Here is a 20,339-nt window from a genome sequence, read left to right as displayed (position 1 = left end):
GCTACCGCCGGAACGCCATCGCGTCAGGTCGCGGGTTTCTTCACCGTCACACGCGCACCTGCCTGCAGCAGCGCGTTGGGCGACAGCACGACCTGGTCGCCGACGCTGAGGCCATCGAGCACTTCGACATCGCCGCCCAGGTCGCGGCCCAGCAGCACCGGCCGGAATTCGAGTACCGAACCGGCGCCGACCCGGGCCACGCGCGCGCGTCCGGCCGACCCGGCGATCGCCGACAGCGGCACGATCACCGCCGGCGCGGCGCGCGGCACCCGCAGGCTGACCTGCCCGACCATGCCGGCGGGAATGCGATTGTCCGGGTTGGGCAGGCGCAGCTCCACCCGCATACCGCCGGCTTCATCGGAAATGCTCTGCGCGCTGCGCACGATCTCGGCGGCGAAGCGCTGGCCCGGCAGCTCGGGGAAGGTCACCTCCGCCTTCAGCCCGGGCCGCACCTGCAGCGCGGCGCCCTGCGGCACGTCCACCAGGATCCGCAGCGGATCGAGGGCGTTGAGTTCGAACAACGGTGCGGCGGTCGCGGCATCGCCAACGACGCGATCGCCCCGGTCCACGTTGCGCGCGGCGATCACGCCGGCGAACGGCGCGCGCACCCGCTGGAAGCCCTGCCGGTCCCGTGCGCTGTCCAGCCGTGCCTGCGCCGCGGCCAGCGCCGCCTGGGCCGCGTCGCGGTTCGCGCTGCGATCGCTGTAGAGCTCGCGCGAGATCGCGCCGGACTCGACCAGCGCCGCGGCGCGATCGAAGTTCACCCGCGCCAGGTCCAGTGCGGCACGCAGGCGCACCACTTCCGCCTGCGCCTCGCGCACGGACTGGTCGGCCTCGGGATTGGCGATCACCGCCAGCACCTGGCCTTCCACGACGTGATCGCCCAGGTCCACCACGCGCTCGCTGACGAAGCCCGTGGTCCGCGGATAGAGCTGCGCCGTCTCGCCGGCCAGCGCGCGCGCCGGCAGGGTCATCGCGAAGTCCGCATCGGCGGCGCGGGCCTGGGCGGTCAGCACTTCCGGCACGGCCTGCGCGGCGGGCGCCTCGGCCGCGCTGCGGCTGCACGCGGACAGCAGCACCAGCGCGACGGGTGCAAGCGCGAGGGGGAAATGACGCAAGGCAAGCATCGGCTTCATATCGTTACTCCTGCATCGGCGCCCGGAGCGCCGGCTTCGATTCGGGATTCGGACCGCCGCAGGCGGCGGCCCAGCACGGCGAGGATGGAGGGCACGATGATCAGCGTGGCCGGCGTGCCGAACAGCAGGCCGCCGATCACGGCGCGGCCCAGCGGCGCGTTCTGCTCCCCGCCCTCGCCCAGGCCCAGCGCCATCGGGATGATGCCCAGCACCATCGCGCTCGCCGTCATCAGCACCGGGCGCAGGCGCACGGCGGCGGCTTCGTACGCCGCTTGTTCGGGGTCGTGGCCGTCGGCGATCAGGCCGCGAGCGAAGCTGGTGACCAGCACACTGTTCGCAGTGGATACGCCGATCACCATCATCACCCCCATCAGCGCCGGCACGCTGAGCGGCGTACCGGTGACCAGCAGGCCGACCGCCGCGCCGGCGATGGCGATGGGCAGGCCCGACATCGCCACCAGCGGCTGGATCCACGACTGGAAGTTGACCACCAGCACCAGGAACACCAGCACCGCCGACATCAGCAAACCCGTGGCCAGCTCGCCGTACGCACTCTGCATCTCGCCGGCCTGGCCGACGATCTCGATGCGGTTACCCGGCTTCAGGCGTGGCTCCAGGCCGGCGACGATGTCGCCCAGCGCCGCATGCACGGCACCGAGGTCGGCGCCCTGCACGTTCGCCATCACGCTGACCGTGGGCGCCATCATCGTGCGTCCGATGCTGGCCGGCACGGTGCGTGGCGACACCTGGGCGATGCTGCGCAGGAGCACCGTCCGGCCGTCGTCGCCGATCCGCACCGGTGTGTTGAGCAGCGTCTCCAGCCCGGCCAGGTTCGCCGGTGGCGCCTGCACCTGCACCGTGTACGAGGTCGCGTTGGCCTGGTCCACCCAGTACACCGGGCTGACCGTGCCGGCCGACCCCAGCACGGCGAGCACCGCGCGGCTGGCGTCCTGCGCGCTGATGCCCAGCTGCGCGGCGCGGGTACGATCGATGGCGATGTAGTACTCGGGCAGGTCCAGCACCTGGCGCAGCATCACGTCGACCGCGCCGGGCACGTCGCGCAGGCGAGATTCCAGTTCGCGCGCCAGCACGAGGTTGCCGGCTGCGTCGCGACCGTTGACGCGCACTTCCAGCGCACCGACGGCGGAACCGGCGAGCGTGCGGCTGGTGGCATCCGGCGGACGCTCGAACACCTTCACATCCGGGTACTTCTGCGCCACGCGCTCGCGGATCTTCGCCAGGTAGTCCGCGCTCGGCCCATGCGGACTGCGCAGCTGGAGCATCACTTCGGCTTCGAACGAGCCGACCACCGCACTGTCCACCCACGCCAGGTTGACGGCGTCGGGGATGCCGATCTGCTCGTAGACGGTCTGCAGTTCGTCCGCCGGCACGATGTCGCGGATCTCGCGCTGGATGTCGGCCAGCCGCTGCGCCGTCTCTTCCAGCCGCAGGCCGGTGGGCAGGCGGACCTGCAGCCGGACCTGTCCCGCATCCACATGCGGGAAGTACTCGCGGCCCAACGACAGCGCGGAGACCGCGCCCGCGCCGATCATCAACAGCGCCACCACCAGCAGCACGCCGCCATGGTGGCCCAGCTTCACCAGCAGCGCATGGTGGCGGTCGCGCAGGCCGTCGAGCACGTGCTCGACGCGATGGTTGACCGCCAGCAGCCGGCGCTCGGCCGCCCAGCGCGGCGCCTGCCGGCTGCGGATGTCGGCCGGCAGCAGCAGGTAGCAGAGCACCGGGATCAGCGTGCGCGACAGCAGGAACGACGCCGCCATCGCGAAGATCACCGCCAGCGCGAGCGGGGTGAATACCCAGGCCGACAGGCCCGTCATCAGCAGGATCGGCGTCAGCACGATGCAGATGGAGACGGTGGAAACGAACTCCGGGAACACGACCTCCTTCGCGCTGGCCAGGATCGCGCTGCGCACGTCCTTGCCCTCGGCGATGTGGCGGTTGGTGTTCTCCACGTCGACCACCGCGTTGTCCACCAGGATGCCGATGGCCAGCGCCAAGCCGCCCAGCGTCATCACGTTGAAGGTGTAACCGAGCAGGTAGAGCATCGTCACCGACGCGAGCAGCGCCAGCGGGATCGCCGACAGCACGATCAGGCTGGAGCGCCACGAGCCGATGAAGACCAGCACTACCAGCGCCACCAGCAGGCCGACCAGCATGGCCTCATGGCGGATCGATCCGATCGCGTTGTCGACGAACACCGACTGGTCGAAGATCGGTTCGATCCGCATGCCGGGCGGCGCGGAGGCTTCGATCTCCGGCAGCCGTTCGCGCACCGAGCGGACGATCTCCACCGCCGACGCACCGCCCATCTTGATCAGCGCCACCGACACGGCGTTGGCGCCGTCCATGCGCGCGATGTTGGTCTGCAGGGCGCCGCCGTCGCGCACCGAGGCGACATCGCGCACGTAGATGACGTTGCCACCGCGGCTGGTGATCGGCAGGTCGAGGAAGCCGGCCGCATCGGCAGGGCTCGTTTCAAGCGCGATCTGCAGTTCGCGGTTGCCTTCGCGGATGGTGCCCGACGGCAGCGTGGGGCTGCCACGTTCCAGCGCGCCGGTGACCTGCGCCGGCGTCAGTCCGTAGGTCTGCAGCGCGCGCGGGTCCAGGTCCACCATGATCTGCCGCGCGGCGCCGCCGTACGGCAGGGTCATGCGGATACCGGGGATGGACTGGATCTGCGAACGCAGCTGCAGGCGCGCGTAGTCGAACAACTGCGCCTGGCTGAGCGCGTCCGACGACAGCACCAGTTGCAGCACCGGCGTGCTGGAGACGTTGTTGCGCACCACCAGCGGCGGCGAGGTGCCCGGCGGCATGCGCCGCAGGATCGTCTGCGAGACCGCGGTGATCTGGGCCAGCGCGCGCTCCAGGTTCACGCCCGGCTGGAAGTCCACCCGCACGATGCCGATGCCGCTGAGGCTCTCGGAGCGGACTTCCTTGATGTCGTCGACGTTGTTGAGGACGGCGATCTCGGAGAACGAGGTCAACTTGGCCGCCATCTCCGCCGCGGGCAGGCCGCTGTACGTCCAGATGATGTTGACCGAGGGAATACCGACCTCCGGCAGGATGTCGGTGGGCATGCGGCGCGCGGACTGCACGCCGAACAACAGGATCAGGATGGCCAGCACGCCGATGGTGTATCGGCGCGACAGCGCGTATTCGACGATCCACATCGGGATGTTTTCCGTCAGCCTTGGGGGAGGTGATGCCACCGCATCGCGCAACGCGACGGCATGCGGCCACGTTAAGCCCGCGCATCCCTTGTCCGTTAGTGCATTGCTGCGTGAAACTTGCCCGATTCTGCAAATCACACATACGCACCGATGCGGGCCCACGCTTCATCGCGCTAAAGTCACGCTTCGCCGCATGGACCCCCACGCCATGAACGACAACGGTTTCCCCGACAGCATCGCGCACCTGCCCAATCACGCGCCGCAGGCGGAGCTCGCCGACCGGATTGCCCGATTGGCGACTGACGACGGCGTGCATGCGACCGCCATTCCGTCGCTGTTCCTGATGCGCTTCAGCGAGCCACGCCCCTGCAGCGCGGTGCTGTACGAGCCGCGCCTGTGCATCGTGGCGCAGGGGCGCAAGATCGCCATCCTGGCCGGCGAGACCTACCACTACGACCCGCTCCACTATCTGGTGGTGTCGATGACGCTGCCTGCGCTCGGCCAGATCATCGAGGCCACGCCGGAGCATCCGTACCTCAGCCTGCGCCTGGACATCGACATGGAACAGTTGGGTGCGCTGATGCTGGAAACGCCGGCGACGCGCGCGGCCGAGCCGGTGGATCGCGGCCTGTATTCGGCGCGCGCCAGCGGCGCCTTGCTGGACGCGGTGCTGCGCCTGATGCGCCTGCTGGAGGAACCGGAGGACGTGAGCGCGCTGGCGCCGCTGATCCAGCGCGAGATCTACTACCGCGCGCTCACCGGCGACCTGGGCCATCGCTTGCGCGAACTGGTCACCGCCGGCAGCCGCTCGCACCGCATCGCCCGTGCGGTGCAGGCCCTGCGCGACCGCTTCCACGAGCCGCTCAGCATCGATGCGATGGCCGAATCGCTGCACATGAGCGTGTCGTCGCTGCACCACCAGTTCAAGGCGGCCACCTCGATGTCGCCGCTGCAGTTCCAGAAGCACCTGCGCCTGCACGAGGCGCGACGGCTGATGCTGGGCGAAGGCCTGGAAGCGAACGCCGCCGCACGACGCGTCGGCTACGAGAGCGCCTCTCAATTCAGTCGCGAGTACAAGCGCCTGTTCGGCGCACCGCCCCGCTCGGAGATCGTGCAGCTGCGCGCGCAGCCGCCGTCGCGCCAGCAGGACGCCTGACGCCGTTCAGATCGCTGCTTCGGCCTGGCGTTTCCATGCGCGTGGCGACAGTCCGCTGTGCGCCTTGAAGGCACGCGACAGCGCGGCTTCGCTGCCATAGCCCACGTCGGCGGCCACCACCTTCAACGGTTTGCCGTGCCGGAGCGCCTGCTGCGCCAGGCCCACGCGCCAGCCCTGCAGGTACTGGCCCGGCGTGGTACCCAGCGCGTCGCGGAACTGGGTGGCGAACACGCTGCGCGACATTCCGGCCACGCGCGCGAGTTCGTCCAGCGTCCACTCCTTAGCCGGAGCTTCGTGCATGGCGACCAGGGCGTTGCGCAGGCGCGGATGCGACAGGCCGGCCAGCAGGCCGCCCTTCACTTCGCCGGTTTCCATCAGTTGGCGCAGCACCTGGATCATCACCACTTCGAACAGCCGGTTGACCAGCGCCGTGCGACCGCAGCGTTGGGTGAAGGCTTCCTCGAACAGCAGCGGCAGCACGTCCTGCGCCCCATGCAGGTTTTCCAGCGGCAGGCAGACCACGTCGGGCAGCGCGGCACTGATCGGGTTCTGCGCACCGCCTTCGAACCGCACGTTGGCGCAGGCCATCTCGGCGCCACGCACCTCGTCGCTGACGAAGCGATGCGTCATCGCACGCGGATAGAGCAGCAGGCTGGGCGCATCGATGCGCAGCGAGGTCGCGCCATGGAACACCTCCAGCGGTCCGCGCTGGACCAGGTGCAACTGGCCAACGCCGGGCTCCGCCTCCAGCGTGTTGATGCCGCACAACGCCCCGGCGTGGAAGACCTCCGCCGACACCGAGAACCGCTCCAGCAGGACCGCAAGCCGGTCGACCATGGAAATACTCCCGATCAAGTTTTCAGGATTCTACATCACCAACCGTCCCACCCAGGGGCGCAAAGTATCCCTCACCGGACGGCCACCCGCCCCGGACCACCCACCTTCCCAGGAGTACCGCCATGTCCATCGAAAAGATCCTCTACACCGCTACCGCCACCGCCACGGGCGGCCGCGAAGGCCAGGCCACCTCGTCCGACGGCGTGCTGGCCGTCAAGCTGTCCACCCCGCGCGAGCTGGGCGGCGCCGGCGGCGACGGCACCAATCCGGAACAGCTGTTCGCGGCCGGCTGGTCGGCCTGCTTCCTGGGCGCGCTGAAGTTCGTCGCCGGCAAGCAGAAGGTCGCCCTGCCCGCCTCCACCACCGTCACCGGCAAGGTCGGCATCGGCCAGATCCCCACCGGTTTCGGCATCCAGGCCGAACTGACCATCGCCGCCCCGGGCATCGAGCGCGAACAGCTGCAGGCCCTGGTCGACGCCGCTCACATCGTCTGCCCGTACTCCAACGCCACGCGCGGCAACATCGACGTGACGCTGGTGCTGGCCGACTGATTCTCCTTCCTGACCCACCACCCTTCGCAGGAATCGCCCCCATGAACGTCTTCACCCGCACGATCGCCGCCACGCTGCTGGCCGTCGCCACCCAGGCCAGCTTCGCCGCGCAGCCCGTCACCGAACCGGTCGCCGTCGCGCGCACCGCCAGCACCCTCACCACCGCCGACGGCGTGCAGCTGTACTACAAGGACTGGGGCCCGAAGAACGGCCCGGTCGTGACCTTCAGCCACGGCTGGCCGCTGTCCTCGGACAGCTGGGAATCGCAGATGATCTTCCTGGCGTCGAAGGGCTACCGCGTGGTCGCCCACGACCGCCGCGGCCACGGCCGCTCCAGCCAGCCGTGGGACGGCAACGACATGGACCACTACGCCGACGACCTGGCCACGGTGATCAACACGCTGGACCTGAAGGACGTCACCCTGGTCGGCTTCTCCACCGGCGGCGGCGAAGTGGCGCGCTACATCGGCCGCCACGGCACCAGCCGGGTCAAGAAGGCCGTGCTGATCAGCGCCGTCCCACCGCTGATGCTGAAGACCGCCGACAACCCGGGCGGCCTGCCGATCGAGGTGTTCGACGGCCTCCGCAAGGGCTCGCTGGACAACCGCGCGCAGCTCTATAAGGACATCGCCTCGGGCCCGTTCTACGGCTTCAACCGCCCCGGCGCGAAGCCCTCGCAGGGCCTGATCGACAGCTGGTGGGCGCAGGGCATGCAGGCCGGCCACAAGAACACCTACGACTCGATCGCGGCGTTCTCGGCCACCGACTTCCGCGAAGACCTGAAGAAGTTCGACATCCCCACCCTGGTGATCCACGGCGACGACGACCAGATCGTCCCCCTCGACGCCTCCGGCAAGGCCTCGGCCAAGCTGATCAAGGGCGCCCAGCTGATCGTCTACCCCGGCGCACCGCATGGCCTGACCGACACCCACAAGGACCGCGTCAACCAGGATCTGCTGACCTTCCTGCAGAACTAACCGAAACACCGAAAACAGCAACGGCCGCTCACGCGGCCGTTTGCTTTTTTGCTTTTAACACCCGTGTCGTCGCCAGACCCGGAGGGCGGCGGACAAGGATGTCCGCCGTTTTCCGCCTCGCCAGGAAGGCGAGTCGGAAAATCCCTATAGCAACGCCTCATGGGATTGCTTCGTCGGGGAATGGCCTTTCTTTTGGTGACTTTTCTTTGGCCAGACAAAGAAAAGTTACCCGCTGGCCCGAAGGGCTAGCGGAAGCTCTGTAACGGTGACATCTGGACGCGCTGCGGCGCGCGACACGTCGGGGCGCCTTCGTAACGCGGGGCGCGGCCAGACAAAGAAAAGTTACCCGCTGGCCCGAAGGGCTAGCGGAACGCTATTGCACTCAAGCGGAAGCTTCCCGCCGCAGGATGAACTCATCATCCAACGTCTTCCCCACCGCGAACTTGTACCCGCCGACGCGCGAAAACCCCTGCCGCTCATAGAACCGCTGCGCCCCGAAATTCTCCGACCACACCCCGATCCACAACGTCCGCGGCCCGTCCTTCAACAACCACCGCTCCACCTCGGCGAACAGCTTCCCGCCCCACCCACCGTTCTGGTGCGACGCCAGCACGTACAACCGCTTCAGCTCACCGTCGCCCTTCGCCACGTCCGCATGCGGCAACCCGCACGGCCCGGCCGCCGCATGGCCCACCGCCACGCCATCGGCCTCCAGCAACCACACCGCGTAATCCGGGTGCGACAGGATCGTCCGCTGCTTGCCCACCTCGTAGGCATCGGCGAGGAAAGCCGAGAGATCCTCGGCCGGATACAGATGCCCGAAAGTTTCCGTGAAGGTGCGCGACGCCAGGTCCGAGAGGACCACGGCGTCATCGACGGTGGCGCGGCGGATCTGCACGCTTACGCGTCCTCTTCTTCCTCTTCCTCTTCGTCCGCCTCGTCTTCCTCGTCGGCGTCCTCGTCTTCTTCCTCTTCGTACTCTTCTTCGTCTTCTTCTTCGTAATCGTCTTCGCCGAAGTCCTCGCCGTCCCAGCGGCCCTGGCCATCCGGCACGAAGGTCACCGCCATCGCCACCGGCGACGTGCCGACGCGCACCAGCCAGCCACCGAACACGCGCGCACGTTCCGTCACCAGACCCGCATCGGCGCCTTCATTGCCCAGGCGTTCCCACTCCAGCGAAAAAGCAACTTCCGTCATCTTGGTTCTCTTGATGTTGAGCCCCCTTGAGTCAAGGGGGCGCGGCGTCAGCCGCGGGGTCGTGGCATGCAACGGCGCGGGGCCCGTCATTTCACCCAGGCGAAATGACGGGGGCTTGACCGCTTAGCGGTCAAGTCCGCGGACGTACTTGGATGTGCACTTCGGCCAGCTGCTCGTCCGGGATCGGCGACGGCGCGCCGGTCATCAAGCACTGCGCACTGGTGGTCTTGGGGAACGGGATGACGTCGCGGATCGACTCGGTGCCCGCCATCAGCGCCGCGATACGGTCGATGCCGAACGCGATGCCGCCATGCGGCGGCGCGCCGAAGCGCAGCGCGTCCAGCAGGAAGCCGAACTTGGCTTCCGCCTCTTCCGCGTCGATGCCGAGCAGCTCGAACACGGTGCTCTGCATCTCCGGGCGGTGGATACGGATCGAACCGCCGCCGATCTCGTTGCCGTTCAACACCATGTCGTAACCGCGCGACACCGCGGTCTTGGCGTTGGCGCGCAGGTCGGCGACGTCGTCCACGGCAGGCGCGGTGAAGGGATGGTGGAGTGCGACGTAACGCTGTGCTTCGTCGTCGTACTCGAACATCGGGAAGTCGGTGACCCACAGCGGCGTCCAGCCATCCTGCACCAGGCCGAAGTCCTTGCCGGCCTTCAGGCGCAGCGCACCCATGAAGTCGCTGACCTTGTTGTAGCCACCCGCACCGAAGAACACGATGTCGCCGTTACCGGCGCCGACGTGCTTCACCAGCGCCGCGAAGGCGTCTTCGGCGAAGAACTTCTGGATCGGCGAGCTGACCGCACCGGCCTCGTCGATCTTGATGTAGGCCAGGCCCTTGGCGCCGTACTTGGCGGCGTGCGCAGCGTATTCGTCGATCTGCTTGCGGCTCAGCGACGCGCCACCCGGGATGCGCAGCGCGGCGACGCGGCCGTCCGGATCGTTGGCCGCGCCGGTGAACACCGCGAACTCGCTGGACTTCACCAGTTCCGCCACGTCGACCAGTTCCAGCGCGATGCGCAGGTCCGGCTTGTCCGACCCATAGCGGCGCATCGCCTCGGCCCAGGTCATGCGCGGGAACGGGTTGGCCAGTTCGACGTCCATCACTTCCTTGAAGATGTCGCGGATCATGCCTTCCACGGCATCCTGCACGTCGCGCTCGCGCACGAAGGCGAATTCCATGTCGAGCTGGGTGAACTCCAACTGGCGGTCGGCGCGCAGCGCTTCGTCGCGGAAGCAGCGCGCGATCTGGTAGTAGCGGTCGAAGCCGGCCACCATCAGGATCTGCTTGAACAACTGCGGCGACTGCGGCAGCGCGTAGAACTCGCCGGGGTGCATGCGCGCCGGCACCAGGAAGTCGCGCGCGCCTTCCGGCGTGGCCTTGGTCAGGATCGGCGTCTCGATGTCCTGGAAGCCGCGCGCGTCCAGCCAGCGGCGCAGCGCCTGCACCAGCTTGATGCGGGTGCGCTGCTTGCGCTGCATGTCGGGGCTGCGCAGGTCCAGGTAGCGGTACTTCAGGCGGATGTCCTCGCCCGGATTCTCGTGGTGGTGGAACGGCAGCGGCTCGGCCTTGTTGAGCACGGTGATCTTCGTGGCGATCACTTCCACCTGGCCGGTGCGGATCTTGGTGTTGACGGCCTCGCGGGCACGCACGACACCTTCGACCTGCAGCACGTCCTCGTAGCCCAGCGACGCGGCGATCTTGAACACGTCGGCATTGGACGGGTCCACCGTCACCTGCACGATGCCTTCGTGGTCGCGCAGGTCGATGAAGCACACGCCGCCGAGGTTGCGGGCGACGTCGGTCCAGCCGCACAGGGTCACGGTCTGGCCGATCATGGCCTCGTCGACGAGGCCGCAGAAATGGGTACGCATGGGGGCTCCACTGGGGTTCGGACCGGGGCCGGGACATTCCGCGGCCGGGACAGACCGGTCAAGCCGCGTAGTTTACCCGGTCCCCCGCCCGCCGGCCCCACTCCACCCCTGCACGGGCTTAACGGGTCCGGCGTATGCTGGCGCCTCCCTCGGAGGGTGCCACCATGAAGAAGCCGTTGTTGCAGTCCGTCCTCGTACTGTTGCTGGCCTTCGTGGCCGGCGGCGCCGTCGCCCAGATCGCGCCCAAGGCCTACGCGCCGGAGAACCTGCGCCAGCTGTCCGTGCAGGACCAGACGCGTGTCATCAGCCTGGAGTACTCGGAACAATCCCGCGGACACCGCATCCCGGACGACCAGCTCCGCTTCTACCTCGACCAGGTCAGCCGCTCCAACTGGACCTTCAGCCGGATCAAGCAGGACATCGCCCAGTCGCTCGGCGGCAACAGCGGCGGCTGGAACCCGAATCCTCCCTCCAACGGCAACACCATCCTCTGCGAGAGCAAGAGCGGCGACGCCAAACGCTGCACGCCACCCTGGCGCGGGCAGTCGCGACTGGTGCGGCAGCTCTCGAACAGCCGCTGCGAAGAAGGCGCGACCTGGAGCTCGCAGGACGGCCTGATCACCGTGTGGAAGGGCTGCCGGGGCGAATTCGCCGCGGGCGGCGCATCCACGGGCACGATCCGCTGCGAAAGCAACGACGGCCGCGGCCGCACCTGCCGCACGCCGTGGAGCGGTCATTCGCGCCTGACGCGCCAACTGTCCAGCAACGCCTGCGTCGAGGGCCGGAGCTGGCAGTCGCAGCAGGGCCAGGTGTACGTGGGCAATGGCTGCCGCGCCGAATTCGCCCCGCGCGTGGGCAGCGGCGGCGGTTCCAGCAACTACTCCGTGACCTGCAGCAGCGAGGACAACCGCCGCAAGACCTGCGCCTACGACCAGCGCCAGGGCCGGCCGATCTTGCTGCAGCAGATCTCGAACACCAGCTGCCGCGAAGGCTACAGCTGGGGTTACAGCGGCACGCAGATCTGGGTGGACCGCGGCTGCCGCGGCCGCTTCGGACCGCGCTGAGCCGCCCTCACGGGCTCAACCGCCGGCGCCCCAGGGTGCCGGCGGCTGTTCGACCGGTGCGGTGAGATCGAATTCCACCCGGAACAACCGGCCGTTCGGCCGGCTCAGCTCGTAGACGAAGGTCTTGCCGGGCACCAGTTCCATCGCCCAGGTATTCGTCACCGACGCCGACAGGCCTTCGCGCTCGAACATCGCGATGGACTCCGCATCCACCGGGAACGCCTGACGCTGCGTACTCCCTGGCGCGGCCGTGTCGCCGCCATACATCGTCACCGCGTCCGGACTTCCGTCCTCGTGGCGATGATCGTGCTTCAACCTCAGGCCGGTACCGGTGCGGGTCAGCACCCAGGTACGCGAATGGTCGTCGCCGACATGGAAGGGAATGCGGATCTCGCGGGTCGGGTCGTCGCAGCCGCGCACATGCATGACCAGCGCCTTGCCCTCGAACGGATCGGGGGTGGTCGATGCGGGTTGGTTCGCAACGATGCGGCCGGCGTAGGCCTTGCCGCACAAGGGTTGCAGGCTGGAGAAGAACTGGGCGTACGGCTCGGTCACGTACGGGGGCAGCGGAGCCTGGTCGAACTTCTCCGACACCCCCTGTCGCGCCTCCGGCTCGGCGCTGCAACCGGCGGTGCACAGCGCTACCAGCACGAGCGCGTGAATCCTGTTCATGGCGTCCCCTTGTAGGATGAAGGACGCCACCTTACCGCGTCGCCTCAGGACGAGGACGACGGCGTCACCGGTTTCGATTCCGTCTTCGCGGGCGCACTTTCGGTCTTCGCCGGTGCCGAGTCGGCCGGCTTGGACTCGCTGGACGGCTTCGCACCTTCGCCGCCATCGGCGAGGTTGCGCTTCTTGTCGCCGTCCTTCTTGAAGTCGGTCTCGTACCACCCGCTGCCCGCCAGGCGGAACGACGGCGCCGTCAGCTGCCGCTTCACCGATGGCGCGCCGCAGGAAGGACAGGTATCGGGATCCGGGTCGGACAGCTTCTGCAGGCGGTCGAAACTATGGCCGCACTGGGTGCATTCGAAGGCGTAGATGGGCATGTCGGTCTATCGGGCAACGTGGCGTAGGGGTGGGGACACGGGGCGCTGGAATCAAGCGTCGTCGTACAGCGACGACCAGGCTTCCTCGGCCTTCGCGAGCTGCTGCTGCAGTGCTTCGCGATCACGACCCAGCCGTGCGGCGAGGTCAGCGTCGGCGTAGCTTTTCGGGTCCGCGAGTTGCGCGTCCACCTCGGCCAGCTTGCCTTCCAGTTCGGCGACCTTCGCTTCGGCGGCGGCCAGTTTCACCGGATTGACCTTGCGCGCGGGCGCGGGGGCCGGCTTCGGTGCGGGTGCGGGCTCGCTGCGCAGCGGCTTGCTGCCCTGCGCGGAGGCGCGCGTGCGCAACCAGGCGGCGTACTCGTCCAGATCGCCGTCGAACGGCTCGACCACGCCATCGGCCACGCGCCAGAACGTATCGCACACCAGGCCGATCAGATGGCGGTCGTGCGAGACCATCACGATGGCACCGTCGAAATCGCTCAGCGCTTCGGCCAGCGCCTCGCGCATTTCCAGGTCGAGGTGGTTGGTGGGTTCGTCGAGCAGCAGCACGTTCGGCTGCTGCCACGCGATCAGCGCCAGCGCCAGGCGCGCGCGCTCGCCGCCCGAGAATCCATCCACCGGCTCGAACGCGCGGTCGCCAGGGAAATTCCACTTGCCGAGGAAATCGCGGAACGACTGGTTGCTGCCATCGGGCGAAATGTCGCGGAAATGGTCCATCGGCGACTGGCCTTCGTGCAGCGACTCCACCGTGTGCTGCGCGAAGTAGCCGATGCGCAGGTCCGGGTGCGCCATGCGGTCGCCGGCCATGGCCGGCAGTTCGCCCACCAAGGTCTTCACCAGCGTGGTCTTGCCCGCGCCGTTGGGACCGAGCAGGCCGATGCGCTGGCCCGCTTCGAGGCCGAAGCCGACGTCGTGGAGGATGACGGCGTCGCCGCCGTAGCCGGCTTCGACATGGTTGAGGCGGATCAGCGAGAACGGCAGCTTGGCCGGTTCGGCGAACTCGATGCGGAACTCGCGCTCCGCGCGCACGGCTTCGGTGCCCGCCAGCTTGGCCAGGCGCTTCATGCGGCTCTGCGCCTGCGCGGCCTTCGAGGCCTTGGCCTTGAAGCGGTCGATGAAGCTCTGCAGGTGCGCGCGCTCGGCCTGTTCCTTCTCGTGCGCGATCTGCTGCTGGCGCAGCTGTTCGGCGCGCTGGCGCTCGAAGTCGGTGTAGCCACCGGTGTACAGCTTCGCGCCGCCGCCATGCAGGTGGAGCGTGTGGGTGGCGACGTTGTCGAGGAACTCGCGGTCGTGCGAGATCAGCAGCAGCGTGCCCGGGTATTTCAGCAGCCACTGCTCCAGCCAGAGCACCGCGTCCATGTCGAGGTGGTTGGTGGGTTCGTCGAGCAGCAGCAGGTCGCTGGGCATCATCAGCGCGCGCGCCAGGTTCAGGCGCACGCGCCAGCCACCGGAGAACGACGACACCGGGCGATGGTGCGTATCGGCCGGGAAGCCCAGGCCGTGCAGCAGCTTGCCGGCGCGCGCTTCGGCGTCGTAGGCACCGAGTTCGGCCATGCGCTGGTGCGCGTTGGCCACCGCTTCCCAGTCCTCGCGCGCGCTGGCGTCGGCTTCGGCCTGCAGCACCGCGGCGACCTCGGTATCGCCGCCCAGCACGAACGACAGCGCCGGGTCCGGCAGCGATGGGGTCTCCTGCGCCACGCTGGCGATGCGCACCTTGCCGGGCAGGTCGAGGTCGCCCTTGTCGGCTTCCAGCTCGCCTTGCACGGCGGCGAACAGGCTGGACTTGCCCGCGCCGTTGCGGCCCACCACGCCCACGCGGTAGCCCGCATGCAGGGTCAGGTCGACGTTGGACAGCAGCAGGCGCTCACCACGGCGGAGCGCGAAATTACGAAGGGCAATCAAGAAACAACCTACGGGGATTTGGGGGAGAGCGGCCGCGTAGTTTATCGATAGCGCCTCTGCCTACGGTTGTTAAGAATGCATTGACGCCCGCGTCACGGCCCACGCACCACAGTCAGAACCCGCTAAGTCCATGGTTTCAAAGGAAACTTTGCAAGCCCTGATCCATTTCTCTCCATGTTTGCCGTCCTTCCGGAGTTGCCCTGCATGACCCGTCCCCTGTCGCCCCTGGCCCTCGCCATCAGCCTGGCCCTGGTGGCCCCCGCTGCCTTCGCGCAGGAGTCGGCCCCCGCCGACGCCCGCACCCTCGACACCCTGATCGTCACCGGTACCCGCGTGTCCGATCGCACCGTCGCCGAATCGCAGTCGCCCATCGACATCATCACGCCCGAGGCCCTGCAGGCCACCGGCACCACCGAACTGGCCACCGCCCTCGCGCGTGCGCTGCCTTCGCTCAACTTCCCGCGGCCGGCCGTCACCGACGGCACCAGCGGCGTGCGCCCCGCGCAGCTGCGCGGCCTGTCGCCGGACCAGGTGCTCATCCTGGTCAATGGCAAGCGCCGCCATATCTCGGCGCTGGTCAACGTCAACGGCACGATCGGCCGCGGCTCGTCGGCCGTGGACCTCAACGCGATCCCGGTCTCGGCGATCGAGCGCGTCGAAGTGCTGCGCGACGGCGCGTCGGCGCAATACGGCTCCGACGCCATCGCCGGCGTGGTCAACGTGGTGCTGAAGGGCGCCGGCAAGGGGGGCTCGCTGGTGGCCGACGTGGGCGGGTACTCCGCCGGCGACGGTCGCCAGTACCAGCTCTCGGGCGATACCGGTGTGTCCTTCGGCGACGGTCGCGGTTTCGTGCATGTGGCCGGCCAGCTGACCAGGCAGGACGAGACCAACCGCGCCGGCCCGTACCAGGGCACCGCGCCGAACACCGGCAACAACCCCGACATCGGCGAAGTGGCCTACGTCTACGGCGATCCCAAGGTGGACGCAGGTGCGGTATCGGCCAATGCAGGCTTCGAGTTCAGCGAGAACGTGAGCGCCTACGCCACGGCGATCGCGAGCAACCGCGACATCACGTCGTTCGCGTTCTACCGCTCGCCCAACCACAGCAGCCAGGGCGCGTTGCTCGCGCAGGTCTACCCCAACGGCTATGTGCCGGAGATCAACCAGCTTTCGCAGGACCGCTCGCTGGTGGCGGGCGTCAAGGGCGACACCGAGAGCGGCTGGAAGTGGGACGTCAGCTACAACTACGGTTACAACCACCTCAAGTTCTATACCCAGAACAGCATCAACTACAGCCTGGGCGCGACCAGCCCGTACCGTTTCTACGACGGCGCACTGGAGTACACCCAGAACGTGCTCAACGCCGACATCAGCAAGCCGCTGGAGATCGGCCTGGCCTACCCCGCCACGCTGTCCTTCGGTGCGGAGTACCGTCGCGAGAAGTGGAACCAGTCGCCGGGCGAACCGAATTCCTACAGCAATGGCGGCGCGCAGGGTTTCGGCGGCTTCACGCCGGCGAACGCGGTGCATTCCGACCGCGACAGCTACGCCGCCTACGTGGGCCTGGAAGCCGACCTGACCGAGAAGTTCTCCGCCGGCATCGCCGGCCGCTACGAGGACTACTCGGACTTCGGCAGCGAGGTCTCGGGCAAGCTGTCGGCGCGCTACGCCTTCAGCGATGCGGTGGCGTTGCGCGCCACCGTGGCCAGCGGCTTCCGCGCACCGGCGCTGGCGCAGCAGTACTACCAGGTGGTGACCTCGCAGTACAACGCGAGCGTGGACCGTTTCTTCGAATCGGGCACCTTCCCCGCCACCAGCGCCGTCGCCCAGGCATTGGGCGCGGATCCGCTCACCGCCGAGACCTCGCTGTCGTATGGCCTGGGCCTGGTGCTGCAGCCGGTGGATCGCCTGTACGTCACGATCGACGCCTATCAGATCGACGTCGACGACCGCATCGTGCTGTCCTCGAACCTGCTGCTGGGCAGCAACACTGCCGCGCAAGCCCTGCTGGCGAGCCTGGGCGTCAACGGCGTCACCAGCGCGCGCTACTTCACCAACGCGGCCGACACCCGCACGCGCGGCATCGACGTGATCGCGCAGTACACCCTTCCGCTGGCCAACAGCAGCCTGAACCTCACCGTCGGCCACAACTACAACAAGACCGAGATCCAGCGCATCGCGCCGAATCCGCCGGAGCTCACCGCCCTGGGCGCGAACCTCTGGCGCATCGGCCGCGACGAGCAGGGCCGCATCGAGGAAGGCTACCCGCGCAACAAGACCACGCTGACCGCGGCCTGGAACCTGGCGCACTGGGACTTCAACGTTGGGGCCACGCGTTACGGCGAGTTCACCAGCCGCATCAGCGAGACCGGCAACTTCGCCAACGACCAGACCTACGGCGCGAAGTGGGTGCTGGATGCCTCGGCGCGCTTCCGCCCGACCGAGAACTGGGCATTCACGCTGGGCGCGGACAACCTGCTGGACGAGTATCCGGACCGCACGATCTTCCCGAACGCCAACAGCGGCCAGTTCCCCTACAGCAGCCAGTCGCCGTTCGGCTTCAACGGTGCGTACGTGTACGGCAGGATCGCGTACACCTGGTAATCCATCGCCCGTCGTCGCCCCTCTGGAACGCCCCGCCTCGCGCGGGGCGTTCCCGTTTCATGGACACCCCGGTGATCGCAGCGCGCGCCGGCCCAATGTGAGAAGCGCAGCGGATGTCCTCGGACAATGTCTCTTAACGACACATTGACATCCATGTCATACGGCGGTAATCAAAGCATTGGTGCGCTGCACAAAAGTGATTTCACTCGCAACTTTCGTGTCGCCACGCACCTCCGCCGCTGCGCCGTCCTTCCATCCCGCTGGAGCCACCATGACCCGCAAGCTTTCGCCACTCGCCTTCGCCGTTGCCCTGGCGCTCGCCGCGCCCACCGCCCTGGCGCAGGAGACCAGCCCGTCCGAAGCCCAGACCCTCGACACCCTCATCGTCACCGGCACCCGCGTGGCCGACCGCACGGTGGCCGAGTCCACCGCACCGATCGACATCATCACGCCCGAGGTGCTGGCATCCACGGGTACCGTGGAACTGGCGACCGCGCTCTCGCGGGCCGTGCCCTCGCTCAACTTCCCGCGCGCCGCGATCAACGACGGCACCGACGCGATGCGCCCCGCGCAGCTGCGCGGCCTGGCACCGGACCACACGCTGGTGCTGGTGAACGGCAAGCGCTACCACCCGGGCGCGCTGGTCAACGTCAACGGCAGCCAGGGGCGCAGCTCCTCGCCGGTGGACCTCAACTCGATCCCGATCTCCGCCATCGAGCGCGTGGAAGTGCTGCGTGACGGCGCCTCCGCGCAGTACGGCTCGGACGCCATCGCCGGTGTGATCAACATCGTGCTCAAGGGCGCGGGCAGTGGCGGCAGCGTCAGCGCGACCGGCGGTGGCTACAGCGCAGGCGACGGCCGCCAGTACCAGGCCCTGGCCGATGCCGGCTTCAAGCTCGGCGAAACCGGCAAGGTGCATTTCGCCGCGCAGGCCGGCCACCAGGACCAGACCGACCGCGCGCGTCCTTTCCTGGGCACGGTGACGGCCACGAGCGCACCCGGCGGCAAGGTGGTGCAGCGCTATGGCGATCCCGAAGTCGACAATGCCTCGTTCCTCTACAACGGCGAAGTCGATATCACCGACTACCTGAGCTTCTATTCCTACGGCCTGTACACCCGGCGCGAAACGCTCTCCAACGGCTTCTTCCGCCCGGCCGGCGACTCGCGCAACATCCCGTCGATCTACCCGGACGGCTTCCTGCCGCAGATCTTCAACACCTCCACCGACGTCAGCGTTTCCAGCGGCATCAAGACGTCCACCGAGGGCGGCACCCACATCGACATCAGTTACACCTTCGGCTCCAACGAGTTGGAGTTCGACATCCGCAACACCCTCAACCGCAGCCTCGGCCCGACGTCGCCGACCCAGTTCTACGCCGGTTCCCTGGAACTCAAGCAGCACGTGTTGAACTTCGATTTCAACAAGCAACTGGACTGGGGCCTGGCCTATCCGGTCACGCTGTCCTACGGCGCGGAATGGCGTGGCGAGAAATTCACCATCGGCGCGGGCGAACCCGGTTCGTACGCCAATGGCGGCGTCCTGATCGCCGGCGCGCCGGCACCGTCGGGCGCACAGGTGTTCCCGGGCTTCCGCCCGAGCGACAGCGGCAGCTTCGACCGGAACAACCTCTCGGTCTACGCCGGCCTGGAAGGCGACCTGACCGAGAAGCTGTCGGCGGGCGTGGCCGTGCGCTACGAGGACTACAGCGACTTCGGCGACACCACCACGGGCAAGCTGACCGGCCGCTATGCGTTCACCGACGCGGTCGCCCTGCGCGCGACCGTCTCGACCGGCTTCCACGCGCCGTCGCTGCAGCAGCAGTACTACCAGACCACCTCGACCAACTTCATCGGCGGCCTGCCCTTCGACCTGGTGACGTTCCGGGTGACCAACCCGGCCGGCATCTCGCTCGGCGCCGAACCGTTGAAGGCGGAGGAATCCGACAACCTCAGCCTGGGGCTGGTGCTCACGCCGATCGAGCACCTGTACGTGACCATCGACGCGTACCAGATCAAGGTCAAGGACCGCATCACGCTGTCGGAGAACCTGACCAGCACCGCGGTCCGCACCTGGCTCAACACGCATGGCTTCCCCGACGTCGCGGGCGGCCGCTACTTCACCAACGCGCTGGACACCACCACCAAGGGCGTGGATATCGTCGGCACGTACAAGTGGGCACTGGCGGCGAGCACGCTCGACTTCACCACCGGCTACAACTACAACAAGACCTCGATCGACCGCGTGGCGGAGAACCCCGCCGCGCTGGAAGCCATCGATCCGACCGCGCTGCGTTTCGGCCGCGTGGAGCTGGGCCGGTTCGAAGTGGGTTCGCCGCGCGACAAGTTCTTCCTCAACAGCATCTGGACCAAGGGCGGCTTCAGCGTCAGCACCACGGCCACGCGCTATGGCGAGTTCACCATCCTCAACGCCAACCCGGTGCTGGACCAGACCTTCGGTGCGAAGTGGCTGTTCGATCTGGCCGTCAGCTACAAGACCGGCGGATGGCAGTTCACCGTCGGCGGCGACAACGTGCTGGACGAGTATCCGGATGAGAGCGTGTTCATCTCCCCGGCGCTGAACACCTCGACCACAGGCCAGTTGCCGTATCCGTCGCAGAGCCCGTTCGGGTTCAACGGCGCGTATGCCTACGGCCGGATCGCCTATTCCTGGTAATCCACGCACGCCCGCCGATGCAACGGAACGCCCCGCCCCGCGCGGGGCGTTCTCGTTATGGCGGGCGCGCCGCGCCGCAACGACGCATCCACTTCGGTTTGCGGCATGACCGCCGCATCGGCGAC

15 protein-coding genes are annotated in these 20,339 nt (G+C 68.0%); 6 read left to right on the top strand and 9 right to left on the bottom strand.

Going from position 1 to position 20,339, the window contains the following annotated elements; translation table 11 throughout:
• Positions 1–23 precede the first annotated feature (23 nt).
• Both ASD72_RS09490 and ASD72_RS09485 read right to left on the bottom strand, forming a co-directional pair.
• Positions 24–1,136, bottom strand: a complete 1,113-nt coding sequence (locus tag ASD72_RS09490; RefSeq protein ID WP_056879653.1) for an efflux RND transporter periplasmic adaptor subunit — start codon at positions 1,134–1,136, stop codon at positions 24–26.
• Positions 1,133–4,327 (bottom strand): efflux RND transporter permease subunit, encoded by a 3,195-nt coding sequence (locus tag ASD72_RS09485; RefSeq protein ID WP_056879652.1) that lies wholly within the window; start codon positions 4,325–4,327, stop codon positions 1,133–1,135. The genes ASD72_RS09490 and ASD72_RS09485 overlap by 4 nt, the downstream gene beginning before the upstream one ends.
• 193 nt (positions 4,328–4,520) lie before the next feature.
• Between ASD72_RS09485 and ASD72_RS09480 the strand changes: the two genes are divergently transcribed.
• A complete protein-coding gene (locus ASD72_RS09480; protein WP_235577983.1) occupies positions 4,521–5,483 on the top strand; it encodes an AraC family transcriptional regulator in 963 nt (320 codons plus the stop codon).
• A gap of 6 nt (positions 5,484–5,489) precedes the next feature.
• Here ASD72_RS09480 and ASD72_RS09475 read toward each other — a convergent pair whose 3' ends face one another.
• Complete coding sequence (locus ASD72_RS09475) at positions 5,490–6,320, bottom strand: AraC family transcriptional regulator (RefSeq protein ID WP_056879651.1); 831 nt, start codon at positions 6,318–6,320, stop codon at positions 5,490–5,492.
• A gap of 122 nt (positions 6,321–6,442) precedes the next feature.
• Here ASD72_RS09475 and ASD72_RS09470 point away from each other — a divergent pair, with 122 nt between their 5' ends.
• Positions 6,443–6,871: an organic hydroperoxide resistance protein gene (locus ASD72_RS09470; RefSeq protein ID WP_056879650.1), complete on the top strand. Its 429-nt coding sequence runs from the start codon at positions 6,443–6,445 to the stop codon at positions 6,869–6,871.
• Between the two features lie 41 nt (positions 6,872–6,912).
• Complete coding sequence (locus ASD72_RS09465; RefSeq protein ID WP_056879649.1) at positions 6,913–7,848, top strand: alpha/beta hydrolase; 936 nt, start codon at positions 6,913–6,915, stop codon at positions 7,846–7,848.
• A 382-nt stretch (positions 7,849–8,230) separates the two neighbouring features.
• Here the strand turns inward: ASD72_RS09465 and ASD72_RS09460 are convergent, their stop codons facing one another.
• The 3 genes from ASD72_RS09460 to aspS form a co-directional block, all read right to left on the bottom strand.
• The gene (locus tag ASD72_RS09460) at positions 8,231–8,746 is read right to left on the bottom strand and encodes a GNAT family N-acetyltransferase (RefSeq protein WP_056879648.1); all 516 of its coding nucleotides are present in this window, start codon (positions 8,744–8,746) and stop codon (positions 8,231–8,233) included.
• 2 nt (positions 8,747–8,748) lie between these two features.
• Positions 8,749–9,045, bottom strand: coding sequence for a hypothetical protein (locus tag ASD72_RS21200; protein ID WP_056879647.1), 297 nt, complete (start codon positions 9,043–9,045; stop codon positions 8,749–8,751).
• A gap of 130 nt (positions 9,046–9,175) precedes the next feature.
• On the bottom strand, positions 9,176–10,924 hold the full coding sequence (gene aspS, locus ASD72_RS09450) for an aspartate--tRNA ligase (RefSeq protein WP_056879646.1): 1,749 nt from the start codon (positions 10,922–10,924) through the stop codon (positions 9,176–9,178).
• 164 nt (positions 10,925–11,088) lie between these two features.
• Here aspS and ASD72_RS09445 point away from each other — a divergent pair, with 164 nt between their 5' ends.
• Entirely contained in the window at positions 11,089–11,988 is a 900-nt protein-coding gene (locus ASD72_RS09445; RefSeq protein WP_056879645.1) for a DUF3011 domain-containing protein, read from the top strand.
• 15 nt (positions 11,989–12,003) lie between these two features.
• Here the strand turns inward: ASD72_RS09445 and ASD72_RS09440 are convergent, their stop codons facing one another.
• From ASD72_RS09440 to ASD72_RS09430, 3 genes are read right to left on the bottom strand one after another with little or no spacing between them, the layout of a single operon-like run.
• Complete coding sequence (locus ASD72_RS09440; protein WP_081420248.1) at positions 12,004–12,660, bottom strand: hypothetical protein; 657 nt, start codon at positions 12,658–12,660, stop codon at positions 12,004–12,006.
• A 44-nt stretch (positions 12,661–12,704) separates the two neighbouring features.
• Positions 12,705–13,034, bottom strand: a complete 330-nt coding sequence (locus ASD72_RS09435; RefSeq protein WP_056879644.1) for a zinc ribbon domain-containing protein — start codon at positions 13,032–13,034, stop codon at positions 12,705–12,707.
• A gap of 51 nt (positions 13,035–13,085) precedes the next feature.
• Positions 13,086–14,936: an ABC-F family ATP-binding cassette domain-containing protein gene (locus ASD72_RS09430; protein ID WP_056879643.1), complete on the bottom strand. Its 1,851-nt coding sequence runs from the start codon at positions 14,934–14,936 to the stop codon at positions 13,086–13,088.
• A 204-nt stretch (positions 14,937–15,140) separates the two neighbouring features.
• Between ASD72_RS09430 and ASD72_RS09425 the strand changes: the two genes are divergently transcribed.
• Together ASD72_RS09425 and ASD72_RS09420 are read left to right on the top strand one after the other, a co-directional pair.
• Positions 15,141–17,540 carry a TonB-dependent receptor gene (locus ASD72_RS09425; protein ID WP_056879642.1) on the top strand — a complete coding sequence of 800 codons (2,400 nt, stop codon included), beginning with the start codon at positions 15,141–15,143 and terminating at the stop codon, positions 17,538–17,540.
• A 271-nt stretch (positions 17,541–17,811) separates the two neighbouring features.
• Positions 17,812–20,214, top strand: a complete 2,403-nt coding sequence (locus ASD72_RS09420; RefSeq protein ID WP_056879641.1) for a TonB-dependent receptor — start codon at positions 17,812–17,814, stop codon at positions 20,212–20,214.
• Positions 20,215–20,339 lie beyond the last annotated feature (125 nt).

It is taken from the genome of Pseudoxanthomonas sp. Root630, from assembly GCF_001427585.1.
Taxonomy (GTDB): domain Bacteria; phylum Pseudomonadota; class Gammaproteobacteria; order Xanthomonadales; family Xanthomonadaceae; genus Pseudoxanthomonas_A.
Note: the sequence above shows the minus strand (reverse complement) of the source record. Positions and strands in the feature narration are given on the sequence as shown.

Excerpts from the sequence above, each read along its gene's own strand:
- ASD72_RS09490 (WP_056879653.1), bottom strand. The coding sequence starts at position 1,136 with ATGAAGCCGATGCTTGCCTTGCGTCATTTCCCCCTCGCGCTTGCACCC.
- ASD72_RS09485 (WP_056879652.1), bottom strand. The coding sequence starts at position 4,327 with ATGTGGATCGTCGAATACGCGCTGTCGCGCCGATACACCATCGGCGTG.
- ASD72_RS09480 (WP_235577983.1), top strand. The coding sequence starts at position 4,521 with ATGGACCCCCACGCCATGAACGACAACGGTTTCCCCGACAGCATCGCG.
- ASD72_RS09475 (WP_056879651.1), bottom strand. The coding sequence starts at position 6,320 with ATGGTCGACCGGCTTGCGGTCCTGCTGGAGCGGTTCTCGGTGTCGGCG.
- ASD72_RS09470 (WP_056879650.1), top strand. The coding sequence starts at position 6,443 with ATGTCCATCGAAAAGATCCTCTACACCGCTACCGCCACCGCCACGGGC.
- ASD72_RS09465 (WP_056879649.1), top strand. The coding sequence starts at position 6,913 with ATGAACGTCTTCACCCGCACGATCGCCGCCACGCTGCTGGCCGTCGCC.
- ASD72_RS21200 (WP_056879647.1), bottom strand. The coding sequence starts at position 9,045 with ATGACGGAAGTTGCTTTTTCGCTGGAGTGGGAACGCCTGGGCAATGAA.
- aspS (WP_056879646.1), bottom strand. The coding sequence starts at position 10,924 with ATGCGTACCCATTTCTGCGGCCTCGTCGACGAGGCCATGATCGGCCAG.
- ASD72_RS09445 (WP_056879645.1), top strand. The coding sequence starts at position 11,089 with ATGAAGAAGCCGTTGTTGCAGTCCGTCCTCGTACTGTTGCTGGCCTTC.
- ASD72_RS09440 (WP_081420248.1), bottom strand. The coding sequence starts at position 12,660 with ATGAACAGGATTCACGCGCTCGTGCTGGTAGCGCTGTGCACCGCCGGT.
- ASD72_RS09435 (WP_056879644.1), bottom strand. The coding sequence starts at position 13,034 with ATGCCCATCTACGCCTTCGAATGCACCCAGTGCGGCCATAGTTTCGAC.
- ASD72_RS09425 (WP_056879642.1), top strand. The coding sequence starts at position 15,141 with ATGACCCGTCCCCTGTCGCCCCTGGCCCTCGCCATCAGCCTGGCCCTG.
- ASD72_RS09420 (WP_056879641.1), top strand. The coding sequence starts at position 17,812 with ATGACCCGCAAGCTTTCGCCACTCGCCTTCGCCGTTGCCCTGGCGCTC.